Raw genomic sequence first — 24666 nt, 5'->3', positions numbered from 1 at the left:
GGGCATGCCCGGTCGGGTCGGTGAACTGGGCAGGGTTGTTGAGGCCGTAGGCGTAGCGCGACAACGCTCCCGAGGTCTGCAGCGTCGGCAGGATCGTGTCGGGGGACAGGAAGCGGCGCGACACCGGATCGTAGGAGCGCGCGCCCAGGCTGACGAGCCCGCTGCCGGCCACACCGGGCAAGCCGGTCGACAGGTCATGCTGCGCGCCGGTGAAGCCGCGGCGATCGCTGTCGCCGATCGCGCCGTTCTGGATCAGGCCGAATGGGTCGTACTGGTATTCGTCGACGATATTGCCCTTGTCGTCGGAGACCAGGCTGATCGACCCGAGCAGATCCGTATGCAGGTATCTGAGCACACCGGCCCCATCGCGCCACGCCACCGGTTCGCCGCCGAGGTCGTAGCGCTTGACCAGCCGGCCGGCCTTGTCCTGCTCGACCTCGTCGAAGAAGTGATAGGTGGCCTTGCCGTCGGGCGTGAGCTCCTTGATCCGGCGGCCCGCTGCGTCCCAGGCGAATTCGGTGCGCTGCCAGGCCGCCCCGTCCCAGATCTCTGCGGCGGTCAGGCGTCCTTCCCCGTTCCAGCCGAAGCGCTGTTCGTCGACTGCGGAATTGACCACCTTGGTCAGGTTTCCGCCCTTATCGTATTGGAAACTGCGGGGTCCGATGCCCTGCACGGCATGGACCTGCAGGTTGCCGGCCGTCGGGTAGGTGTAGATGTCGGCGCCGGCCTGGCTCATGTTGCCGATCGCATCATAGGCGAAGGCCTGCGACGTCGTGGTCCCGCCGAACGTCTGCTGGGCGCCGGCAAGCCGGTGCAAGGCATCGACGCTGTAGACCGTGTCGAGGTGGCGCGTCGGGCTGGTCGATGACGCCTGCGCCAGAAACCCGTCGGGGTTGAAGCCATACGTCAACAGGACGTTCGCCAGGGACGGGAAGTGGAAGACCGCCGTGGCCGGCCATTCCCGCTGGGAATCATAAGTGTAGTCCGCCTCGACGCCGCTGGCGAAGCGCCGTGACAGCAGGCGCCCTTGCGGATCGTGCGTGCTGGCGGCAACGATGCCGGAGAGCCCGCTCGGCGAGCCATTCGGCTCATAGGTGACGACCAGGCTTTCCCCATCCGCCGGGGCCTTGTTCGCCGCCGACGGATAGGTGAATTCAGCCAGCCGGCCCAACGGATCGAAGATTCGTCCGACCGAGTATGACGTGCCGTCCCAGCAGCGGGTTTCCGCGATGGGCTGCCCCAGCACGCCATAGCTCACGCTGCGCGCCACCGGGCAGCCGGAGGCGGCGTCGGTCACCGATGTCAGGCGGCCGATCGAAGACCCGTGCCCCGGCTCATCGTATGTCCAGGTCACCGCAGCCGAGCCGTTCACGACCCTGCTGACGGGGCGGCCCAGATTGTCATAGGCGACCGTGACGACGTTGCCGTTGGCATCCGTGGTCCCGGTGAGATCCCCCGCATGATCGTAGGTGAAGCTGCGGGCCCCGAGGTCGGGGTCGGTTTCGGTCATCACCCGGGACAGCGAATCCCACCCGAAGGTGATCGTGTTGTTGGCGGCGTCGTGGATCTTGCCCAGCCGGCCGAGCAGATCGTGCTCGAGCACCATCGTCTGCACGCCCGCCTCGCTCAGCGTCAGCACGTTGCCATAGGCGTCGTAGGCAAAATCCTTCCGGTGCCCGACCTCATCGACCTCGCTGGCACCGGTGGCGAAGATCGACATCCGCTTCGTCGATCCGTCCGTATGCGTCACCGATGCCGGCCGACCGAGGAAATCCCAGGCGAAGGTTTCGACCGGCACGGCCACGGCGCCTTCGAGGGCCCCATGCGTGACCTGCCTGGGGTTGTTCGAGAGGTCGCCGTAGCCGGTCTGGAACACATAGGCCGGCCCTGTTTCGGAGTCCTTCTTGCGCAGGAGAGTGCTTCGGCCCAGCCCGTCGAAATGATCGTCCGACCACAGCCCCGAGGGTGAGCCGTCGGCGACGCTCATGAACACGCTCTGCGTGGGCAAGCCCCAGAAGCGGTAGTCGATCGTGGCCTTGCCACCATCGGCCGTGGCCACGGATGTGACGCGCCCGAGCGCGTCATAGGTCCGCACATCCGATCGGATGCCGTTGGGATCGGTCACCGCGGTCGGCTCGCCGAGCACCAGATCCCATTCCAGCTGGCTCTCATGCCCTGCCGCGTCCCGCAGCACCACCGGATACAGGCCGAGCGCCTTGTCGTAGTCGAGCGTCGTCGCGAAGCCGTTCGCATCCGTCACCGTGGTGACGTTGCCCTGGGCGTCATGGTCGAACGCGCGCAGGGTAATGAAACCGCCATCGGTGTCGGAGAAGCGCCGCTCCGCGGTCAGCAAGCCCCGGTCCGTCGCGTGATGAACGCACCCCACGGCCCCGTCGTAGCAGTACTCGCTTTGCTGGAGGAGCGTCCCCGCCGTGCCGCGCCCCGCATACAGGGTGGCGGTCGCGGTGGTCACGATGTAGGGATCGGCTGATATCTCCGACGTCGTCTGCGTCGTGCGCTCGTCACCGACGATCTTGGTGTCGCCGAGCTCCTGATGCTGCGCGACCCGGCCGAACGGGTCGTAGCCGAACAGCTCGACCCGCTCCAGCGAACCGCCGGGGTCGTCGTCCTGCGTGGTCGTCTGGACCGCTTGGCAATGATAGGGCGCCGCGGGATCCGGCGGCGGGTTGATCATCGTCACCTGCTGCCGGCTGCCGCCGCCCGATACGGCCGATGTCTGCAGGCGGGCACCGCATTGATCGTCGCTGTCCCAAACCTGCGCCGTGGTCCGCGACGGGCGGCCCGCAACGCCGGACTCGCTATGCGAAATCTGTCGCCAGGCCCACAGGGTCCGCTCGGCCGGAGAGTAGCGCGGGCAGGCGTAATCGATGCTTTCGGCGACCGTGCCGCCGCCGCCGGGGGCGACGGACAGTTTCGACACGAGGTAGCCCAGGCTCGGCGGCAACTGGCAGACACCCGGCTGATTGGGCAGCTGCGCGCTGGTCATCAGCGCATAGTCGACACTGGTCTGCGCGCCCAATGGCGAATCGATGCCCGAGAGAAGGTCGCCCACGAGCCGGGGGGCGGCAAACCAGGCATTGCCGAGGGCCAGGAGCTTGCCCGGGAGATAGCCGGCATCCAGGTATTCCAGGCGCTGGCGAGGGCTGCCATCCGGGCTCAGCGGCCGGATCTGGCCGAGATCGGGATAGGACACGCCGCGCGGGAACCGCGACTCCGCGGTGGCGGCGAAGGTTGAACCATTCGAGACGAATGGCTTGACCAGCAGATCGCCGTGATCGAAGCGGAGACGGGCGAGGTCGGTGCGGCCATCGCCGTTCCAGTCGAAGAAGATGAGGGCGCGCGCCAGCGCCGTCGCCATCGGGCCGGCATCGAAGGCGTGCTGGACCTTCATGGTGCCATCGCCGCTCGACAGCAGCACCTCGGCGGCCAGCTTCGCCTCGCCGGTATCGGTGATGTCGGTCGTGACCGCGGCGAGTTCCGGCAGGCCGTCGCCGTTCAGGTCGATCGGCTTCCATCGCCAGGGGGCGTAGTCGAAGCGGCTGGTCGTGGTGCTGTTGACCGCGCGGAACTTGCCGTCCCGGCCCGCCAGGATGCTGACCGTGGCATAGGACACCGTGGGTCCGCCGGGCACGGCCCAGGCCCCGCTGAAATCCTGGGTTCCGTTCCGGTCGGCATCATAGACGTACCAGTCCGGGCTGTTCGCACCCGCGGCGCAGGCCGGGACATCCGCCGACGGCTGCAGCGACCACACCGACACCGGCACCGGCGGCAATGAGGAGCCGGGCTGCGGCTCGGTGAAGCCCTGGCTCCAGCGCAGGACGTCGAGGCGCACATGCCGAAGGCAAGCCTGGTCGGAGGATTGCCGGTTGGAGATGTAGACGAGGTTGGCCTTGCCGTCGCCATTGGTGTCGGCGGCGAACCAGTGGCCGTTCTCCGGCATCCGGTGCGGCGTGTCGAGCAGCCATTGGCTGAGGGTGTATGCCCCGCCGCCGGAGGCCAGCAGCGTCACCACCCGCGCCCTGGACGATCCGGGGGTGAGCCCGTCTTCCGCGCGCACCGCGACCAGGTCGACCAGGCCGTCGGCATTGACGTCGGCCACATGCAACGTCGCCGGCTGGAACCCGAAGGGGACCGGAAACGCGGCGGGGGGCAGGTCCAGGAACGAGTTGCCGGGCTGGCGCAGGCGCACGAACAGCGTGAGCCTGGTCCCCTCGACCTCCGTCTTCACATAGTCCGGCAGGCCATCGCCGTTGACGTCGGCCACCATCCAATGGCCGGTGTCGACGGGGTCCGCCCCCGGCTGCCAGGTCCGGACGTGGAACAGGATGTCGTAATACGGGCAAGCCGACGTGCAGGGGCTGGTCCGGCCTTTGTCGTTCCAGCCGAAATCATCCAGGAACTCGGCGCTGTCATGCGTCCGGTGCCAGACGGCGACCTGGGGATGGCCGCTGCCGTTGAAATCGCCGACCTCGATCGTATCGAGCGCGGTCGCAGTCCCGGCAACACCCGTCAGCGTGAACGTCGTGAAGGGATAGGCGAGGCCCGGTGCCGCCGTTCGTATATCCATCGTGACCCGGTCGGTCCACCGGATGCCCTGGAAGCGGATCTGAATCACCGAGGCCTGTGGTGCGCAATCGACACCAGGCGGCGCGGCCGGGTCGCAGGCGGTCCCCTCCATGAGCGGCGCCAGCGCCACCAGGTCGTCGCGGCCGTCGCCGTCCAGGTCGGCGACCAGGACGGATGTGCTCTTGGTGGCGAGGCGTGGTGCCTGCTCGCCTTCGGCCGTGAACGAGCCGTCGCCATTCGAGAGGATGGCCTGATAGGTCTGGTAGGTGCTGTCGCGCGGAAACGGCCTGGCGTTGCAGGTGGCGACATCGAGGTCGGCGCCGATCCTGACCAGATCCTTCGAACCGTCGCCATTGACGTCCGCGATCATGAAAACGTCGCGGGCGCTGGTGAACATCGAGGGCACCGGGATCGGATGGAAGGCGTCGGTCCACTTGCAGGCGTCATACTGCTGGAACGCCGGGATCGCCGTGGTCTGGCACTGCGGGACGAAGGGATGGACCCGGAACGCTGCCTCGGACGCCGTGCTCGACAGGTCGCCACAGAGCAGCACATGCGATCCTGGGGACGGGTTCGACGGCGTCTTGTCGTCGTAGGCGTCGGCACCGACATAAACGAGGTCGGATCGTCCGTCGTTGTTCAGGTCGCCGACCAGCCAATGCGACGCGGTCGATGCACTCCGATTCGTCGCCCATGGCGCAATCGGCGCGAAAGAGCCGTCCCCCCGACCCAGGGCGACATGCATCGCATAGACCCGATCCGGCCCCTCGGCATTGGCCAGGGCGATGTCGGCATAGCCGTCGCCGTTGAAATCGCCCACCAGAAACTGCGGGCTGACGACGACCCCATGCGGGAGGGGCACGTCGCGCGCATCGTCACTCCCCGTCGCAAAGAAAACGACCGGGACGCCGGCCAGCGCCTTGTCGGCGACCACCCCTGAGAAGACCTCGGCCTCCGCATCGAAGAAGAGAGTCGTCGTCTCCATGTGCGACCCGACCGGCTGCATCACGATGATGTCCGGCCGGTGGTCGCCGTTCACATCGGCGAGCTGGATCTGCAGCAGGACGCCGGCCGGATTGATGATCGGCGTGGTGAACGGGGCCACCGCTTTGAGCGAGCCGCCGGGCCGCGCCAGATAGGCCTGGAACGTGGTCGGAACGGCAACGTCACCGACCGCGGCCGCCGGATCATAGATCATGATCACATGGTCGGTCAGCCCGTCGCCATTGAGGTCCAGGCTGAGATGCCGGGCCCCGGAAGGGTTCAGCACCGTCAGCCGGGCTTCCCCCGAATCCCGCGCGAATCCGGCGGTGTGGCCGGCCGATGCCGTAAACAGCGCGGCGTCCAGCGACTCCGCCGGGCTGCCGTCGGCATCGCTCTTGTAGTGGAAGGATGTCGGCGGGAAGAAGGACGGGCTTGCCCCCTTGTCGACGGCCCCATTGGCATTCAGCGTGGCGTCCCGGCCGAACTCCTGCACCGTGGCGAGCAGCGATCTCCCCGTGGCGCTGCTGGTGGTGTAGCCAAGGGCGTAGGCCCGCAGCCGGCTGCCATTGGCCTGCTCATCGATGGTGGTGAGCAGCCGGTTGTCGGCGACCACCGTCGCCCCGCCGATGCCGTAGGACAGCGGGTAGGATCGCGCCGCGTAATGGAAGGTGATGACAGTCTTGCCGTACTGGATCGTTGCCGGCAGCCGCCCGGTCCCCGGCGCGGCCGTCGTATAAGCGTAGGCGACGCGGTTGCCCGACGTGTCGGTCACCGCCGTCAGCAGCCAGTTCGCCGCCTTGCCGGTGCTGGTCAGCGTCGTTTCGGTGTAGTCGAGGCGTGTGCCGTTCTGCAGCCAGACCGCCCACGTACCGGTCGCCGGGTCGCGGCCAATCCGTTTGTAGCGCTCGATATCCGTGAAGTAGTAGCTGAAGCTGCCCGCCGTGGTCGGGTAGAGGCAGCTCGGGCTCGCCGAGCCCAGACTGCATGGGTGCAGCAGCTCGCCTTCCAGCAGATAGACGTCCGTCGTGCCGTCGAAGCTCGCGATGCCTTTCCCGGGGGAAGCCAGCTGGATCGTGGACAGGCCTTCGATCATCCAGCCGACGCCGAGCGGCCCGTCGCCGAGCCGCGAGTGGTAGTCGAGGGCGAGGTGCGGCTCGAGCCCGTGGAACGGCGGCACCGAGAGATCGATGCGCTTGACCATGGCGCCTGTCGGATTGTCCGCGCCTTCCAGCGGCACCGCGCTCAGCGAACCGACGGCCGGAGCCACCACCGCACCGCCCGTCGTCGCGGGGGTCGCCATGTCCAGCTCGTCTGCCAGCGCCACACTGGCCAAAGTCACCAGCGCCGCGCAGCCGAACAGGATCATCCGCGTGAGTGACGCCGCCCTTTGGCCGATCGGTCCGGTGCGGGAAATGCGACGGTCAAATCGACGGCATGGAGCCTCATGGAAATTTTCCATCGCGCGGCGCCCCCGAAAATATCAAAATAAAAAATACGACGATTTCTCTATAGAAAAATACGATGACTTCTTCGTAAGTCGAGTCAAGCCATAAATGAAATAATGCAATTGCGACAAAGGCACGGGACGCCAGCATCCACGTCGATCGCGAATTCTGGGACGCACGCCCATTTCGGATTCGCCAAGGCCACCGTCGCAACCTTGCCGTGACAGGCTAATTTTCTGAGGAAGAACTGGAACGAAGCCCCTCAGGCCCCTGCCCCGATCGCGTGCAGGCTGGGAAGCCTGGTGCGGACGGCGGGACTCGAACCCGCACTCCCGAAGGACGCAGATTTTAAGCCCGCCAAGACCGCCTATCCTTGCCTATCCGACCACCTGTCTTGGTACGCTAAGCGGCTGAGTGGTCTAGCTTTTTCATTAGGCACCCTCATCCTTGGATAGCCGGAACTGCGATATCGCAGCATTTCTGGAGGCTCCTATCCGGCCCCTGGAAATCGGCATCGGGTGGGGTGTACATGGCCAAGCTCAAGCTCACGAAAACGGTGATCGTCGGCGCAGTCCCCGGCCCCAAGGACCTTGAACTTCGCGACACCACCGTCCCTGGCTTCCTGGTCAAGATCACGCCTGCCGGTAGCAAGGTGTTCATGGTGCAATACCGCACCAATGCAGGGGAACGTCGGAAGCCAGCGATCGGTCGCTTCGGCGAGCTCACTGTCGAGCAAGCTCGTTCGATCGCGCAAGATTGGCTGGCCGAAGTGCGCAAAGGCAAGGATCCGAGCGCCGAAAAAGCTGCCGCTCGGGCCGCTCCGAGTGTCCAGGAACTCGCCGTCAAATTCATCGAAGACTATTCACGCCCTGCGAACCGGCCACGCAGCGTCAAATACAACCAATTCTTGATCAATCAGCACATCGTCCCAGCCCTTGGATCGAAGAGGGTCACGGATGTATCACGCGCCGATGTCTCGGATCTGATCGTACGGATGAAGAAAACCGCCGTCACGGCCAATCGAGTCCTTGGATGCTTGCGAAAGATGTTCAACATGGCGGAGGTCTGGGGCTACCGCGGCGATGGAACGAACCCTTGCCGCCATATCCCCAAGTACCCGGAGATCGGCAGGACACGTTTGATCACCGATGGCGAGTTAGTCCGCATCTTTCGTCAACTCGACCGCGCCGACGCCGAAGGCCTGGAGCATCCCCTCCTGACGCTCGCAGTGCGCCTACAGTTCGCTTTTGCGGCTCGCATGTCCGAGATCCTCACGCTCGAGTGGGGCTGGATCGACTTCCCCGGCCGCCGGGTGGTCTGGCCGGACAGCAAGACGGGACAGATGTCGAAACCTCTGAGTGATGAGACGGCGGCTCTTCTCGCAAGTGCACCTCGCTTCGCAGCATCTCCCTATGTGATTCCGTCGATCCGCAATGCGGATCGACATATGCCGGAAGGCACCTACGGGAAAGCCTGGAGTCGCATCTTGAAGGCCTCAGATGTGCCACATGTCGGGACTCACGGTATCCGGCATCGCGCCACCACCGAGATCGCCAACTCCGGAGTTCCGATAAAGGTCGGAATGCAGCTCACTGCTCACAAGACCGTCACGCAGTTCATGCGCTACGTCCATACGGAAGACGACGCCGTTCGGGCAGCGGCCGAGACCGTGGTCCAGCGCCGCAGTGCGATTCTCCTCGGAGACCGCGCCGCGTAGCAATGAACCGGTGGTAAGGCAGCAGCGAGTTGAATGGGGATGGCCAATCGCGCGTTGGCGCCACAAGCAGACATTTTGTCGGAGTCCCGATACCGGACATCCATACGCCGCACGACCCCGCCGTCCGGGGTGCGGAGATCTACACTGTCTCCGGCGTGGCCGGGCTGGCCCTATACAGATGCCGTGCCGCTGTATCAAAGTCCTGGATCGCGGCGGGACAGCTGGTGCCAGCGCTGCAAGCGTTTCCACCGGCGCCGATGCCGATGTCGGTGCTCTATCCCGCAGCCGCCACCTCTCGCAGCGTATTCGGGTCTTCGACACCTAGTTGTCCAGGCTGTTCCGGCCGCATAAGGCTGACCGATTGACGCCGTTGTGCTCAGGTGACGGAGTGGGTGATCCGCGGTCGACGACCGGGATGCCACGAGACCGGACGGCTCAGTTCGACAGCCGCAATTCGCTGCCCCCCAACGGCTCGGCGGCTTTGCGCCCGGCGATCCGGAAATGACTGTGCCGCCGGGCGAAGGCGCTGGGCGTCATGCCGGAATAGCTGCTGAACGCCACGGTGAAGGCGCCGATGCTGTTGAAGCCCACCGCGTAGGCCGTCTGCGTCACGCTGGCATGGGGCTGGCCGAGCAGCTTCATCGCCTCGCTCATGCGGACCTCGGTGATGAATTCGCGCCAGTTGATGCCGAGTTCGTCCCGGAACCGTCGCCGCAGGGTGCGTTCCGACATGCCGGCCGCGGCCGCGGTGTCCGCCACCGATGCCGTCTCGATGTGGTCGCGGGCGAAGGCGATCGCCCGGTCCATGTCGGGCGCGTTGCCGAAGGGCGTCCACATCCTGCGCTTGCTGTCGAACCACACGGCGAAGAGCTGCCCCAGGGTCTGGAAGAAGACATTGGCCAGAGGGTCCGCCGAATCCCGATCGGGCCCCCATCGCCGCGCGAACGACGTCATCTCCAGCGCCAGGCCCGGCATCGCCACAGCCCAGCAGCCATGATGCTGCCAGACCGGCTCATGGCCCGTGAACTTCACCAGGGTCAGTTCCACCGGCCGTGTCGCCGCCAGCCGGTACGATCGTTCGGGTGGGATGTAGATCATGTGCCCGGCCGGCAGGGCCCAGCGCCCGGCCTGCCCGAGCAGCCTGATCTCGCCCTGATCGACGCAGACCAGCATGCCCCCGGGCTCACGCTCCGAACTGGCGTCGAAGGACGGCAGGCGGAGGTCCACGGCGTGCGTGGGGCTGCGGCCGTCGATGGCGAAGGCCTCGTCGCGGCGGCCGAGCGCGAAGCGCTCCACAGCGTCGGGATTCCCGGTCAGCGGGCACTCGGCCCGCACATCCGTCATCGTCATGCCGCCCTCTCACCGCTTCGACACCGATTGGCCGTTATTCGAAAAATGATGGCCTATTTCCGAATGACGGCCTTTTCATACCGTGACAGAGTTCGTGTCACAAGAGGCTCGCAGCGAATGCGCTGGAAAATAGCCTCGCCGGAGGAAGATGTCCGACCTCGAGCACAGTCTCGGCGGCCAAGTCCATAGTATTGACCGGCCGGATACCGAGCCTCTTCTTGCAATCCTGAACATCAGCAAGAGCTTCGGCGGCACGATTGCCCTGCGCGATGTCTCGATCACGGTGTCCGCCGGCGAGATCGTGGCGCTGCTGGGCGAGAACGGTGCCGGCAAATCCACGCTCATCAAGATCATGGCCGGCGTGTTTCAGGCTGATGCGGGTTCGCTGCGCTTTGCCGACACTTCCGTCGCCGCTGCCGTGAAGTCGGGCCGGATCGCGTTCATCCACCAGGATGTCGGCCTCATCCCGTGGATGACGGTGGCGGAGAACATGATGCTCGGGACGCGGTACCCCCGCCGGCACGGGCTGATCGATTGGCGCGGCAGCCGGGACCGGGCCCGTGATGCGCTGGCGGAAATCGGCGGGGAGATCGATCCCGACGACCGGATCGAGGGCCTGAGCCGGACGGACAAGTCGCTGGTGGCGATCGCGCGGGCGCTGGCCAGCAACGCCGAACTCATCGTCCTCGACGAGCCGACGGCCAGCCTGCCGCAGTCGGAGGTGGAGCGGCTGCATGCGGTGCTGCGCCGGCTGCGGGATCGCGGGGTCGGGATGATCTACGTGTCCCATCGCCTCGACGAGGTCTACGCCCTGACGGACCGCGTCGTCGTCCTGCGGGACGGGGCCGTGGCAACGACGGCGGCCACGGCCGCGATCGATGCCGACGCGCTGGTTCAGGCCATCATCGGCCGGCCGCACGATCAGGTGTTCGTCCGGCCGCCCCAGCCAACGGACATGGCGGATGTCATGACCCTTCGGGCGGTCGGCGTCGGGCTGGTGGGGCCCGTCGACCTCGTGCTGCGGCGGGGCGAGGTCGTCGGGCTCGTCGGGTTGCGCGGCGCCGGCCAGGACGCCATCGGCAAGGCCTTGTTCGGCATCGACCCGGTCCGATCCGGCACGGTCGAACTCGGCGGCACCCGCTATGCCCCGAAGGATCCGTTCGATGCCATCGCCCAGGGCGTGCTGATGGTCGCCGGCGACCGCACGCGGACTCCGTCGCCCAGGGCATGACGGTCCGCGAGAACATGTTCCTCAACCCGATCGCCAGCGGCCGCGGCCTGTTCGGGTTCCGCTCGCCAGCCGCGGAGGAGCGGGAGGCCGAGACCATGGGGTCGAAGGTCCGCCTGCGGCCGAACCTGCCCTCGATGCCCGTGGAGACCCTGTCCGGCGGCAACCAGCAGAAGGTGGTGATGGCCCGCTGGATGCGGATCGGCGGCAAGGTCCTGATCCTGGAGGATCCGACCGCGGGCGTCGATGTCGGCGCGAAGGCGGAGATCTACCGCCTCCTGGCCGATGCCCTGGAGACCGGCCTCGCCGTCCTGCTGATCTCGACGGATTTCGAGGAGGTCACGGCGATCTGCCACCGCGCCTGCGTGTTCCGGGCCGGACGTGTGGTGGCGGAGCTGTCGCAGGCGGAGCTTTCGATCGCGGCGCTCCTGAACGCCGCATCGCTGTCGCCGGCCGCCTGAGCCCACCGCACAACCGCATTGCCGTTGCCAGCAAGGCACTGCGGACGCGCACCGAACGCTGGAGGGAGGAATAGACATGCAATCGATCCGATCGACCGCGCTGGAACCGACGCCGCGTGAACTGATGGGCCTGTCGCCGCTGCGGCGGGTGATGCGGATGCTGCCGGTCTACGGGCTGCCGCTGCTGACGGTGGCGCTGATCATCCTGTTTTCCATCCTGCTGCCCAGGACGTTCCCCACGCTGCTCAACCTGCGGTCGATCCTCGGGGACAAGTCGATCATCTGCGTCCTGGCCCTGGCGGCAATGATCCCGATGATGGCCGGGCGGATCGACCTGACCGTCGGCTACGGCATCGTCATCTGGCATGTCCTGGCCATCAGCCTGCAGACCCAGCTCGGGCTCGACTGGTGGGCTGCGGTCCTCGTCGTCCTGGCGCTGGGGGCACTGCTCGGCCTGGTCAACGGCCTGCTGGTCGAGGTCGCGCAGATCGACTCCTTCATCGCCACGCTGGGAACCGGCACCGTCCTCTATGCCCTGGCCCTTTGGCACACCGGCGGCCGCCAGGTCATCGGGTCGCTGCCGTCCGATTTCACCGACATCTACGCGACCACCCTGTTCGGACTGCCGATCGCCGCCTTCTATGTGCTCGGCATCAGCATCGTCCTGTGGATCGCCGCGGAATACCTGCCGATCGGCCGGATGCTCTACGCCATCGGCGCCAACCAGCGGGCAGCGGCGCTGAACGGCATCCGCACCCGGCGCTTCGTCATCGGCGCCTTCGTGGCATCCGGCGTGCTCGGTGCCTTCGCCGGGATCGTGCTGGCGGCAAAGCTGCGGATCGGCCAGGCCAGCGTGGGGCTGGAGTTCCTGCTGCCCGCTCTGGTTGGCGCCTTTCTCGGCTCGACCACCATCAAGCCCGGCCGGGTCAATGTCTGGGGCACGGTGGTCGGCGTCACGATCCTTGCCGTCGGCATCTCCGGCATCCAGCAGTTCGGTGGCGCCTTCTACGTCGAACCGCTCTTCAACGGCATGACGCTGCTCGTCGCCATCGGCATCGCCGGCTACGCGCAGCGCCGCCGGGCGGTCGGCAAATCGCGGCACACGCGCCGCGCCGAAGCGGCCCAGGCCCAGCGGCCGCAATGACACAGGGAGGACACAGCGTGACAAACAAGCAGCTGAAGCACCGCATCCTGGCGTTCGGTCTCGCCACGACGATGCTGATCCCGGTCGCCGGCCGGGCGCAGGAGTCCGGCGTCCAGGCCGCACAGGCCTATGTCGACCAGGTCACCAAGCCCAACCCGCCCTGGACCGGCCCGACCACAGGTCCGGCAGCACAGAAGGACAAGACCGTCGTCTACGTCTCTGCCGACCAGCGCAACGGTGGTGCCCTCGGCGTCGGCGACGGCCTGGTCGAGGCCGGTGCAGCGCTCGGCTGGAGCATCCGCGTTCTCGATGGCCAGGGCACGGTCTCCGGCCGGTCCTCGGCGCTGCAGCAGGCGATCGCGCTGAAGCCGGACGGCATCGTGCTCGGCACCGTGGACGCGAAGGAGCAGGCTGAACTGATCGGCCAGGCGGCGGGGGCCGGCATCAAGATCGTCGGCTGGCACGCCGTGACCAATCCCGGCCCGTCCACCGAGTTCAAGCTGTTCACCAACATCGCCACCGACCCGCTCGACGTGGCGAGGGCCGCCGCATCCTTTGCGGTCGCCGAATCCGGCGGTAAAGCGGGCGTCGTGGTGTTCACGGACTCGACCTATGCGATCGCGGTCGCCAAGTCGGACGCGATGGCGAAGGTCATCCAGGCCTGCGGCGGCTGCAAGGTCCTCGATGTCGAGGATACCCCGCTGGCTGAGGCCAGCACCCGCATGCCGCAGCTCACAACCTCGCTGCTGCAGCGGTTCGGCGCCGACTGGACCTATGCTCTGAGCATCAACGACCTGACCTTCGACTTCATGTCGTCGTCGCTGGCGTCGGCCGGGATCGCGACGGACGGATACCCGCGCAACGTCTCGGCGGGGGACGGCAGCGAGGCGGCGTTCGAGCGCATCCGCACTCGCTTCTACCAATCCGGCACGGTGGCTGAGCCGCTCCGCCTCCATGGCTGGCAGGCCGCCGACGAGCTCAACCGCGCCTTTGCCGGCGCCCCGCCCTCGGGCTTCGTCGCGCCGGTGCATCTGGTGACCGCGGCGAATATCGGCGCCGATGGCGGCCCGAAGAATGCCTACGACCCGGACAATGGCTACCGCGACGCCTACGCCCGGATCTGGGCCGGCAAATAGGTCCGAAGGCCGCCCGAGGCTTTCCCGCCCCCATCATCGACACGAACGGAGATAGAGCATGAGCAAAGCCCACTGGCCCGACGGCAGCCGCCTGGTGATTTCCATTTCGATGCAGATGGAGGCGGGCGGCGAAGCGCCCTACGGACCGGGCGGGCCATTCTCCGGCTTCATCGAGATGGATCCGACCTATCCCGATTTCCCGACCAAGTCCTGGTACAAATACGGCTATCGCGAGGGCACCCAGCGCATGCTGGATCTGTGGGACCGCTTCGGCATCAAAGTCACGTCCCATATGGTCGGCTCCGCGGTCGACCGTGCCCCGGAGGTCGCCCGGGAGATCGTCGAGCGCGGCCATGAGGCGGCGGCGCATGGCCGCGACTGGGTGCAGCAATACGATCTCGACTACGAGGCCGAGAAGAAGTTCATCCAGGACAACATCGACAGCGTGAAGCGGGCCACGGGCCAGGTTCCGATCGGCTACAATGGCGCCGCCATGCGCGGCACGATCAACACGCTGAAAATCCTGCAGGAGCTGGGGTTCCGGTACTTCATCGACGATGTCAGCCGCGACGAGCCGTTCCTGATCCAGGTGCGCTGCAAGGACATGGCGATCGTGCCCTACACCCTGAACCTCAACGACATCATCCAGTTCGAAGCCTACAAATTCTCGAGCCTGGAGTTCGAGCAGCAGCTCAAGGACGAGTTCGACCAGCTCTACGAGGAAGGCGCGGTCCGCCGCCGCATGATGGCGATCTCGACGCATGACCGCATCCAGGGCCGGCCCTATCGGGTCCGCTCGCTCGGCCGGTTCCTCGAATATGCCAGCCGGCACAAGGGCGTGACCTTCATGCGCAAGGACCAGATCGCCGACATCGTCTATTCCGACCCCGAGCCGCTGCGCGACATCAACGAGCACGATGCCTGGGCCGAATGGGAGCGCAGATCCGGCCACCAGAAGATCGTGCCGATCGCCTGATGCCTTGGACGGCCGGGGGCGCAAGCGCCCCGGCCGTTTCGATACGACCGACACGAGATTGTCCGCAATTACCTATGACCTCGCCATCATCGGCGGCGGCATCGTCGGGCTGGCGACGGCGCTTGATGTAACCGGGCGCTTCCCCGGCCTTTCCGTCGCGATCCTCGAGAAGGAAGCCGGCCTCGCCCGGCATCAGAGCGGGCGCAACAGCGGCGTGATCCATGCCGGGGTCTATTACCAGCCGGGCAGCCTCAAGGCCAGGTTCTGCCGGGACGGGGCGGAAGCGACGATCCGGTTCTGCCGCGACCATGGGCTGCCCTTCGAACAATGCGGCAAGCTGCTGGTCGCGACCGACACCGCTGAACTCGGCCGGATGGCAGCGCTGCACGAGCGCTGCCTTGCCAACGACCTCCCCGTCGAACGTCTCGATGCCGCCGAACTGGCCCGGCGCGAGCCGCATATCCGTGGCGTGGGCGCGCTGTTCGTGCCGACCACCGGGATCGTCGACTACGGCCTGGTGGCCCGCACCATGGGCCAAGTGGTGACCGATCGGGGCGGGGAAATCCTGACGGGCATGCCGGTCGACGCGATCCAGGAGGAACCGTCGGGCGTGACCATCGGCGCCGGTGGGCGGACGATCAAGGCCCGGCACCTCATCGTCTGCGCCGGTGTCATGGCGGACCGGCTGGCCCGGCTGTGCGGCCTCGACCTCGATTTCCGGATCGTGCCATTCCGTGGTGAATACTACCGCCTTGGTGCGGACAAGAATGACATCGTCCGCCACCTGATCTACCCGATCCCCGATCCGGCTCTGCCCTTCCTCGGCGTCCACTTGACGCGGATGATCGGCGGCCATGTCACGGTGGGGCCGAATGCGGTCCTCGCCTTTGCCCGCGAAGGCTACCGGTTCGCCGATGTCAGCCCCAGGGATATGGCGGAGATGATCGCCTATCCGGGGTTCCGGAAGCTGATCCGCGCCAATCTGCGGTCGGGGCTGGCGGAGATGCGGAACTCCCTGAGCAAGCGCCGCTACCTCGCCCTCTGCCGGCGCTATTGCCCGGAGTTGACGCTGGACGACCTGGCGCCCTACCGGCCCGGCATCCGCGCGCAGGCGGTGCTGGCGGATGGCACCCTGGTGCATGACTTCCTGATCCGCGAAACCGCACGCAGCATCCACGTCTGCAATGCCCCCTCGCCCGCGGCAACGTCCGCCATCCCGATCGGGCGCGAGCTGGTCGACCGCGCCGCGTCCCGGTTCGGCTGGCGATGAATGAGCAAGCGCGCCCCGTCACCTAGGCGCCAACACCGGACATCGCATCGGTGTCCCGACACCGGACGTCGCGCGAACCGGCAGGTTTCGGTTCCTTCCCGCCAATTTTGCTCGATGAGGTGCCCTGAGACCGGCCATCTCAGTCGGCCTCGAAGGAGACATGATCGGAGGGGCCCTATCACTGCGGCCTTAATCAAACTGATGGGCGCCACGTGCGATCATTCGGTTGGCGTCTCTAAGAGAACGTGGTGCGCGCTCCAAAGACTGTAGGCCGTCAAGAACCGTTCCTCTGCCGGGCCAGCCCGTTAGGTTTGATCGCCGCGATAGGACCAGTCCTGATCGAACAACTGGCGGCGGCCGTTCGGGGCCGATCCGCCGTCGCCATCCCGCCGGGAGATTCCGAACTCAGTGACCGATGATCTGCGAGAGAAACAGCTTGGTTCGCTCGTTCTTTGGCGCGGAGAAAAACGCCTCGGGTGGCGCCTCCTCCAGGATCTGGCCACCATCGATGAACACCACCCGGTCGGCGACACGGCGAGCGAAGCCCATCTCGTGGGTGACGCAGATCATGGTCATTCCCTGGTTGGCCAGGTCGACCATGACGTCGAGAACTTCATTCACCATTTCCGGGTCGAGCGCCGATGTCGGCTCGTCGAACAGCATCAGCCGCGGAGTCATGCAGAGGGCGCGGGCGATAGCCACCCGCTGCTGCTGCCCGCCGGACAGCTCGGAGGGATATTTGCCGGCCTGGTTGTCGATGCGGACACGCTTCAGAAAGCCCCAGGCCAGATCTTCCGCCGCCTGTCGCGAAATCCCCCGGACGGTCATCGGGGCGAGGGTGCAGTTCTCCAGCACCGTCAGATGCGGGAACAGGTTGAAGGACTGGAAGACCATCCCGACCTCGCGCCGGATCGTGTCGACATGCTCGGACGCCTTGTCCAGCGGCACGCCGTCGACGACCACCGCGCCGCCCTGAAACGGCTCGAGCCGGTTGATGCAGCGGATCAGCGTCGATTTGCCCGAACCGGACGGGCCGCAGATCACGATCTTCTCCCCCGATCTCACGGTCAGATCGATGCCCTTCAGGACCTTGAAGGACCCGAAGGATTTGCTCAAATTCTCGATGCGGACGACGTCGCGGGCCGGCTCCGATGCCATTTGTCGGGTGTCGCCGGCGACGCCGGACTCCACTTCCGCGGCCGGAGGTGATCCGGCAGCGGCGCTGCCCTGCGGCTGGACCGGCGGTCGCCGCCTGGTCGGCTTGCCGATCCTGAACGCCCGCTCGGTCCACTGCACCAGCCAGGTCGCGGGATAGCTGATGGCCAGGTAGATGAGTGCAACGAGGGTGTAGATCTCGTAGTGCTTGTAGGTCTGTGCCGCCAGCAGCTGGCCGGCGCGCAGCAGCTCGGTCAGCGCAATGGCGGAGACCAGCGCCGAATCCTTGAACAGGGCGATGAAATAGTTACCGGCCGAAGGAATGACGATGCGGATCGCCTGCGGCAGCACGATGCGAAGCATCGTCTGATGGCCGGGCAGCCCGAGCGACCATGCCGCCTCTCGTTGGCCGTTCGACACCGCCTGGATGCCCGACCGGAAGACCTCGCTGAGATAGGCCGCGTAGTTGAGGCTCAGGGCAATGACGCCTGCGACGAAGGCGTCGAGCTCGATGCCGACCAACGGCAGGACATAGTAGATGTAGAAGATCTGCAGCAGCAGCGGCGTCCCGCGCATCACGTCGACAAAGATCGCGGCCGGGATCGACAGGATCCGAAACGAGCCTAGCCGGACGATGGCGATCGCCAGCCCGATCACCATCGCGAAGACGATGGCGATCAGCGTGATTTCGATCGTGGTCATCGCTCCGAGCAAGAGCGATGGCATGAAGTCGCGAATATCGCTCAGCGAGAATCCCATGCGATCCCCTATTCTTGATGGGTGGAAGCTGGGGATGTTGCATGGACGGCGGCGAGGCCACGTGGCCCCGCGCCGTCCTTGCGGATCCGGTCAGGCGCCCGTTGCCTGGTTCTGTCCCGTCAAGCCCCATTTCTGCAGGATCTTGAGATCGGTACCCTCGGCCTTGACGGCCGCCAGCGCCCAGTTGAACGCCTCGCGCAGCGAGCCGTCTTCCTTGCGGAAGCCCGCGCCGATGACGCCCATTTCCCTTGGCTTGTAGTCGCCGACGATGTCGAAGGCGGCGGCATATCTGGGGTTGCGGCTGATCTCATAGGCAGCCACGGGCTGATCGATCAAGCTCGCGCTGAGACGCCCCGTCATCAGATCCTGCAGGAGCAATGGAACGGTGGGATAGCTCATCACCTTGGCGTCCGGTACCTCGTTGAGCCAATCGAGATATACGGTGCCGAGTTGCCCACCGACACTGGCGCCCTTCAGGTCGTCGAGCGAATGCAGATTGGTTGGATTTCCTTTTTTGACGACGAGTGCCTCACCGTATCTGTACCAGCCCCCCGAGAAATCGATCACCTTCCGGCGCTTCTCGGTGATGTACATGCCGTCTGCGATCATATCCATCCGCCCGGCCAGCAGACCGGGGATCAGGCCGTCGAAGTCGACCTGCTGGACGCTGTGATTGGCGATGCCGAGCTTGTCGAGCATCGCCAGCAGCAGCTCGGCGTCGACGCCCATGAGAGCGCCGGTCGCATTGTCGAGAAAAGCGTAGGGCTGGTCGTTCGACGTTCCGAACCGGACAGTGTTGGCCGCCTTGACCCGGGCGAACGCCCCATCCGTGCTGGTGATCGTCGGTCCATCGGCAGAGAAGGCCGTTCGGCCAAGAAGAAGCGACGCGGTTGCAGCAATGGTCATGCCGAGAATGCTGCGCCGGGAGTAATTCAAGCTTTCCATTGTTTGCCTCCTTGTTTTTTTGCAAAGCAGCGGCGTTCGCTGACGCCAGGCGTCAATCGTCGGCCGTTCTTTCGGTGGACCCCTTCGATCGGGAAGGGTCAGGTCATCCGGATCAGGGCTACGGGTCTACTGTCATGTCTGGTCTCTGATCCGGAAATAGGCGGCCGCGGCCGCCGCGTAGACCAGGTTCAGCCCGTGGAAGGGGATCTTCCTGATCGACGTCGCGGGGATATCCAGCCGGAATCCTGGATCCGAAACATGTCTGGCCACCGCCCGGCCCAGCGCCGTGGCCATCGCGACGCCGCGGCCGTTAAAGCCGAGGACGGCGGTCACGCCGGGGGCTGGCTCATGGATGTGCGGCAGGTAGTCCGGCGTCACGGCGACGAGCCCGGACCAGGCGAAATCGATCTCGATCCCCGCCAGCTCGGGGTACATCGATGTCAGGGAACGGTAGAGATGGCCGAAATCCGACGCCGTTTTCGGCCCGCCGGATTTCCCCTGGCCGCCGATCAGCATCCGGCCGGCCGGATCCCGGCGGAAATACTGGATCAGATGCCGCGTGTCGGCGGCATGGTGGCCCTGGGGCAGGATACCGGCGCCCAGCCGGTCGCCCAGCGGCACCGTCGCGATCTGGAACGAGTGGACCGGGACGATGCTTTGCTTGAGCCCCGGCCACAGGTCGTCCGTGTAGCCGTTGGTGGCGAGGATGACCTGGCGGGCGCGGACGTCCGACCGGCCCGTCCCCAGGGTCCAGCCATCCCCTGCCCGCCTGGCGGTCCTGACCGGCGTGTCCACGAAGATCCCGGCGCCATGGCCGAGGGCGGCGCGTGCCAGGCCGCGGACATAGCTCAGCGGCTGCAGATTGCCGCCGCGCGGATCGATGATGGCACCGGCGAAGGACCGGCTTCCCGTCACCGCCTCGGTTTCGGCCTTGTCCAGCGTCCGGACCGGGACGCCGCGGCGGATCCATCCTTCGGCGCGGCGGTTGAGGACCGGAAGGGCGCTGGCCCGGTGGGCCGGCATCAGCCAGCCCGTGCGCCGGATGTGGCACTGGATGCCGTAGCGGCTGACCAGGTCGAACACCACGTCGGGGGCGCCGCCGGCAAAGTTCAACGCCGCATCGGCGATGTCGCCGTGCTTCGCCAGCACGTCGGCCGGGTCGAGCTTCAGCCCCGGATTGATCTGTCCGCCATTGCGGCCGGAAGCCCCGCCGCCGATCTGGCCGGCCTCAAGCACGGCCACCGATGCGCCCTGGGATGCCAGCTCGATCGCCGCCGACAGCCCGGTGTATCCCCCGCCGACGATGGCGACGTCGACGCTGAGGCTCTCAGCGAGCGGCTGTACAGCCGGGGCGCTTTCGGCGGTCGCGGTCCATACCGGCACATCGATGCGGTTCCGGACCTGACCAATCGGTTTCGTTGTCATCCAGAGGGATCCGACGCAAGGGGTTGAGCCGTCAGGCTGCCGTCGTCATGAGGTCTCGGACAGCGACGCGATATGGGCCGCGAGCATTTTTCCATCGCTCTCGTTGTGCCATCGCGCGACTGACTCGGCTTCATCAGGATTGTTCGCAATCACTGTCGACACGATCGGAATATGCTCCTCATAAATCTCGTAGTGAGAAGCCCCCGCATTCGTCGGCGCGATGATCATCTTTACTTGGGATTCCACCAAACTGTAGTGATGCAGCAGCCTGTCATTCCCCGACAGCACGACGATGGCCTTGTGGAGCACAAAGTCCGCATTGGTCACGGCCTGCTGATCTTCGGCATCGCAGGCCACCTTCAGGTCGCGCAGCGCCAAGGTCAGCGTCGCAGCCCCCGCCGCATCGCACTTCTCCGCCGCCAGGCGCCCCGCCAATCCTTCCAGGCTGCCGCGCAGCGTATAGAGCTCCCACACGTCGTGACTCGACAGCGTGGCGACCTGCCAGCCCGTATAGGGCGTCTGCTCCACCAACCCTTCGGAGACCAGCCGCTGCAAGGCCGCCCGGACGGTGCCGCGCGACAGCCCGAGCTGCTCCGACAGCTGCACCTCGGTCAGACGGGTGCCGGACTTGGCGGCCCCGCTGATGATCTGCTCACGCAGCGCATCGGCGGCGTGGAGATCCAGGCTCTTCTTCTGCACGATCGGCAGCTTGGCGGTCATGAATCGGTCCTTGATGTCCAGACTCGTCATCAATAGTCCGGTACCGCAACGACCGCTTCAACTTCCACGCGATAGCCGGGCTCCGCCAGCCCTGACACGATCACCAGCGTCGACGATGCCGTCACATCGGGGATCGCGCGATTCCGGATCCGGCGATACACCGCGACATCCTTCGCATCGGTCAGATAGGCGGTGGTCTTGACGATCTGATCCGGGGTCGATCCCGCCGCGCGGATCAGCAGCAGCAGGTTGCGCCAGCTGTGCTCGACCTGCTCCTCGATGGTCTCGGCCAGCCGCCCGTCGGGCATGGTGCCGACCTGGCCCGAAGTGACGAGAAGCCTGCAGTTCCCCGGGACGATGGTGGATTCGGAGAATTGCGTGGTCGGCGCCGGGCGGCCGGGATGGTTCAATCGGGTCAGCACGAGGCCGGCTCCTGCAAGGTGTTCGGTTGGGGTCGACATCGTCACCAGCCCAGTCGTTCGAGTGTGGCAGGCACCTGCGAGAGATCGGGCAGCACGGCATCGGGCGCGTAGTCGGCCGGTGCCTTGCGGCCGGTGCCGCGGTCGATCCAGATGCAGCGGAAGCCGATGTCGCGCGCGGCGGTCAGGTCGAGGGTCGGCGAGGCGCAGATGTGGACGACGCTGCCGGCATCGCTGCCGATCGCCCGATAGGCGTGGCCGAAGATGTCGGGCGACGGCTTGTAGGCCTTGGCCTGCTCCGCCGTGACAACGCGATCGATCGTCCCGCCGAGCTGGGCGACATTGCCGGCGATGACGGAATCCTCGGCGTTGGAAATGATGCAGAGCCGGTAGCCGCTCCGCTTCAGCGCCTGCAGGGTTCCGACGACCTCCGGGAAGGGCGGCATAGACGAGATGCGGCCGAGCAGGATGTCGAGGTCCGAAGGATCGGTCGGCACGTCGAATTCGGCCATGGCGCCGGCTAGGCTCTCCGCCGCGATCTGGCGGAGCCGCTTGAACGGAACCGACTGCTCCAGCGTGTGCTCACGCCGGTCGTAGGTGGCCAGGAGGTCCGCGGCGGACACATCGGTCCGGTTGCGGCGGCGCAGGATCTCCGCAATCGCCGAGAGCAGGCCCTCATCCCACTGGATCAGGGTGCCGTAGCAATCGAATGTGAGCCAGGCAGGCTTCGTCCCGGAATGGGCCATCCTCTCCTCCCTCCTCAAAATCGCGGCATGACCGCGCCTTCGGACGCGGGCGCGACGTGTTCGGCATAGAATTTCAGATATCCGCGGGCCACGCGCGGCTGCGGCGGCACATACGCCTGCCACCGGCGGGCGATCTCGTCCGACGAGACCAGCAGGTCCAGCTTCCGGTTCTGGAGGTCGATCCGGATCTCGTCGCCGTCGGCCACGATCGCGATCGGTCCGCCGCGGGCGGCCTCTGGCGTCACATAGCCGACGGCCGGCCCATGCGTGGCACCGGAGAAGCGGCCATCCGTCACCAGCGCACAGCTGTCGCCGAGGCCCGCCCCCATCAGCGCCGATGTGGCGCCGAGCATCTCTCGCATGCCAGGGCCACCCTTGGTGCCTTCGTTGCGGATCACGACGCAGGTGCCGGCCGTGATCTGCCCCTGGCGCAGCGCGTCGATCGCATCCTCTTCATTTTCGAAGGTCCGGGCGCGCAGCGCGCACGACCACATCGCCTTGGTCACCCCCGATGCCTTGACCACGGCACCGCCGGGGGCCAGGGAGCCGCGGAGGATGAACAGGGATCCTTCCGGCTCGATCGGGTCGTCATGGCTGCGGATGATCTCGGTGTCGGTGATCGCGACGGCGGCCACGATCTCGCCGGTCGTCTGTCCGGAGACGCTGAGCGCCTGGCCGTCGACCAGGGGTCCCAGGGCCTTGAGGACAGAGGGCACGCCGCCAGCCTCATGCAGCTCCGTGACGCCCCAGGGGCCGGACGGGGCCAGCTTCACCAGCGTCGGCGTCTCGCGCGACAGCGCGTCCCAGGTGTCGAAGCTGACATCGACCCCGGCTTCCTTCCCCATCGCGATGAAGTGCAGCACCATGTTGGTGGAGCCCCCGACCGCAAGCCCTGCGCGCATGGCATTCTGGAATGCGGCGGGGGTCAGGATATCCGACGGCCGGATGTTGTCGCGCACCAGATCCATGATCCGGCGCCCGGTGTATTTCGCCGCGCGCAGCTGCTGGTTGCTGCCGGCCGGCATGGTGCCGCTGCCCGGCAGCGCCAGACCCAGGGCCTCGGTGTAGATGCCCGATGTGTTCCCCGACGTCGCCGTGTCGCAGGCCCCGGCGGACGGGAAATGGGCATCTTCCAGGCCCTTCAGATCCTCGGCGGAGATCTCGCCCCGGATATGCTCGCCCACCGCGTCGTAGACGGTTTCGAGGAACACCTTCCGGCCGCGATACCGGCCGACCGGCGTGGGGCCGCCATAGATCATGATCGCCGGGACGTTGAGGCGCGCCGCCGCCATGACCATGCCGGGCATGACCTTGTCGCCGGACCCGACAGGACCATGCCGTCGAAGCGGTGACCCTCGATCATCAGTTCGATCATGTCGGCCACCACGTCGCGGCTCGGCAGGACATAGCGCATGCCGACGGAAGCGAAGGTCTCGCTGTCGGTGACGTGGAAGGTGTTGAACTCGCAGGGGGTCCCGCCGCCCATCCGGATGCCGGCTTTGACGGCATCGGCCACCTGGCGGAGATGGACGTTCTCGGGTGAGAAATCCTGGTAGGTGTTCACCACCGCGATCATCGGCTGGTGGAACTCCTCGTCGATCAGCCCTGCGCCCTTGGCCCAGGCGCGCTGCAGCGACCGCTCGATACCGGTGAATTGTTTCGCGCTGCGAAGGGTGGAATCCGGGGTGCGCTTGTCGTTTGTCATTTTTGCACTCGCTCAGGCAGTCCGATGGTGTCTTGGTAGATTGTTAGGGAATGATTGTCAACAATCATTCATCCTGATATTCGTCACCGAAACCAGGAGGCATAGATGGATCGCGCAACCGAAACCGACGCCCAGCGCTACCGCCAGATCGCGGCGAGCCTGACCCTGCCCTCGCGGGCCTATATCGACGGCCGGTTCGTCGATGCCGCAGCACCCAATCGCTGCCCGATCCTGAATCCGGCGACCGCAGAGGCCTTCGCCACCGTGGATTTCTGCGGCGCGGCGGATATCGACCTGGCCGTCAGCAGCGCCCGCAAGGCCTTCGAGTCCGGCGTCTGGTCGCGCGCGGCGCCGGAACGCCGGAAGGAGGTGCTGCTGGCGCTCAGGCGGCTCGTCCGCGAGCATTCCGTCGAGCTGGCGGTGATGGAATCGCTGGACAGCGGCAAGGCGATCAAGGACTGCCTGCACGAGATCGGCACCGAGGTCCCGGCCTT

At 66.3% G+C, this 24666-nt stretch carries 17 protein-coding genes and 2 pseudogenes; 8 read left to right on the top strand and 11 right to left on the bottom strand.

The window, feature by feature from the left end; translation table 11 throughout:
* Window positions 1-6937: FG-GAP-like repeat-containing protein (locus tag AC3XYG_RS00260; RefSeq protein WP_489137806.1), on the bottom strand; the 6937-nt coding region annotated here is incomplete at its 3' end.
* Between the two features lie 608 nt (window positions 6938-7545).
* On the opposite strand from AC3XYG_RS00260, the gene AC3XYG_RS00255 reads away from it, so the two are divergent.
* Window positions 7546-8733 (top strand): tyrosine-type recombinase/integrase, encoded by a 1188-nt coding sequence (locus AC3XYG_RS00255; RefSeq protein WP_489137805.1) that lies wholly within the window; start codon window positions 7546-7548, stop codon window positions 8731-8733.
* Between the two features lie 435 nt (window positions 8734-9168).
* Here the strand turns inward: AC3XYG_RS00255 and AC3XYG_RS00250 are convergent, their stop codons facing one another.
* Window positions 9169-10083: a helix-turn-helix transcriptional regulator gene (locus AC3XYG_RS00250; protein WP_489137804.1), complete on the bottom strand. Its 915-nt coding sequence runs from the start codon at window positions 10081-10083 to the stop codon at window positions 9169-9171.
* A gap of 148 nt (window positions 10084-10231) precedes the next feature.
* On the opposite strand from AC3XYG_RS00250, the gene AC3XYG_RS00245 reads away from it, so the two are divergent.
* The 6 genes from AC3XYG_RS00245 to lhgD all read left to right on the top strand — a co-directional run bounded on the left by AC3XYG_RS00245 (window position 10232) and on the right by lhgD (window position 16298).
* Window positions 10232-11314, top strand: coding sequence for an ATP-binding cassette domain-containing protein (locus tag AC3XYG_RS00245; RefSeq protein WP_489137803.1), 1083 nt, complete (start codon window positions 10232-10234; stop codon window positions 11312-11314).
* Entirely contained in the window at window positions 11311-11772 is a 462-nt protein-coding gene (locus AC3XYG_RS00240; protein ID WP_489137802.1) for an ATP-binding cassette domain-containing protein, read from the top strand. The genes AC3XYG_RS00245 and AC3XYG_RS00240 overlap by 4 nt, the downstream gene beginning before the upstream one ends.
* A 76-nt stretch (window positions 11773-11848) precedes the next feature.
* On the top strand, window positions 11849-12916 hold the full coding sequence (locus AC3XYG_RS00235) for an ABC transporter permease (RefSeq protein ID WP_489137801.1): 1068 nt from the start codon (window positions 11849-11851) through the stop codon (window positions 12914-12916).
* 17 nt (window positions 12917-12933) lie between these two features.
* Window positions 12934-14052 (top strand): substrate-binding domain-containing protein, encoded by a 1119-nt coding sequence (locus tag AC3XYG_RS00230; RefSeq protein ID WP_489137800.1) that lies wholly within the window; start codon window positions 12934-12936, stop codon window positions 14050-14052.
* 58 nt (window positions 14053-14110) lie between these two features.
* Window positions 14111-15028 carry a polysaccharide deacetylase family protein gene (locus AC3XYG_RS00225; RefSeq protein ID WP_489137799.1) on the top strand — a complete coding sequence of 306 codons (918 nt, stop codon included), beginning with the start codon at window positions 14111-14113 and terminating at the stop codon, window positions 15026-15028.
* A 58-nt stretch (window positions 15029-15086) separates the two neighbouring features.
* Window positions 15087-16298 (top strand): L-2-hydroxyglutarate dehydrogenase, encoded by a 1212-nt coding sequence (gene lhgD / locus AC3XYG_RS00220; protein ID WP_489137798.1) that lies wholly within the window; start codon window positions 15087-15089, stop codon window positions 16296-16298.
* 405 nt (window positions 16299-16703) lie between these two features.
* On the opposite strand, the gene AC3XYG_RS00215 is transcribed toward lhgD, so the two are convergent.
* The 9 genes and pseudogenes from AC3XYG_RS00215 to AC3XYG_RS00175 all read right to left on the bottom strand — a co-directional run.
* Window positions 16704-17456 (bottom strand): amino acid ABC transporter ATP-binding protein, encoded by a 753-nt coding sequence (locus tag AC3XYG_RS00215; RefSeq protein WP_489137808.1) that lies wholly within the window; start codon window positions 17454-17456, stop codon window positions 16704-16706.
* Window positions 17457-17579: 123 nt separating this feature from the next.
* Window positions 17580-18179, bottom strand: a pseudogene (locus AC3XYG_RS00210) (amino acid ABC transporter permease); the annotation flags it as partial.
* Between the two features lie 123 nt (window positions 18180-18302).
* Complete coding sequence (locus AC3XYG_RS00205; RefSeq protein WP_489137797.1) at window positions 18303-19157, bottom strand: ABC transporter substrate-binding protein; 855 nt, start codon at window positions 19155-19157, stop codon at window positions 18303-18305.
* A gap of 132 nt (window positions 19158-19289) precedes the next feature.
* Complete coding sequence (locus AC3XYG_RS00200) at window positions 19290-20582, bottom strand: NAD(P)/FAD-dependent oxidoreductase (RefSeq protein WP_489137796.1); 1293 nt, start codon at window positions 20580-20582, stop codon at window positions 19290-19292.
* Between the two features lie 45 nt (window positions 20583-20627).
* Window positions 20628-21302 carry a GntR family transcriptional regulator gene (locus AC3XYG_RS00195; protein ID WP_489137795.1) on the bottom strand — a complete coding sequence of 225 codons (675 nt, stop codon included), beginning with the start codon at window positions 21300-21302 and terminating at the stop codon, window positions 20628-20630.
* Window positions 21303-21331: 29 nt separating this feature from the next.
* Window positions 21332-21724 (bottom strand): RidA family protein, encoded by a 393-nt coding sequence (locus tag AC3XYG_RS00190; RefSeq protein ID WP_489137794.1) that lies wholly within the window; start codon window positions 21722-21724, stop codon window positions 21332-21334.
* Between the two features lie 41 nt (window positions 21725-21765).
* Window positions 21766-22467 carry a haloacid dehalogenase type II gene (locus tag AC3XYG_RS00185; RefSeq protein ID WP_489137793.1) on the bottom strand — a complete coding sequence of 234 codons (702 nt, stop codon included), beginning with the start codon at window positions 22465-22467 and terminating at the stop codon, window positions 21766-21768.
* Window positions 22468-22481: 14 nt separating this feature from the next.
* Window positions 22482-23102 (bottom strand): hypothetical protein, encoded by a 621-nt coding sequence (locus AC3XYG_RS00180; protein WP_489137807.1) that lies wholly within the window; start codon window positions 23100-23102, stop codon window positions 22482-22484.
* Window positions 23103-23165: 63 nt separating this feature from the next.
* Window positions 23166-24043 (bottom strand): annotated as a pseudogene (locus AC3XYG_RS00175) (dihydroxy-acid dehydratase domain-containing protein); the annotation flags it as partial.
* A 234-nt stretch (window positions 24044-24277) separates the two neighbouring features.
* Between AC3XYG_RS00175 and AC3XYG_RS00170 the strand changes: the two are divergent.
* Window positions 24278-24666 (top strand): aldehyde dehydrogenase family protein (locus AC3XYG_RS00170; protein ID WP_489137792.1); only part of this gene is annotated, 389 nt, incomplete at its 3' end.

This window comes from Inquilinus sp. (genome assembly GCF_057815775.1).
This window is presented reverse-complemented; position numbering and strand designations above follow the sequence as displayed.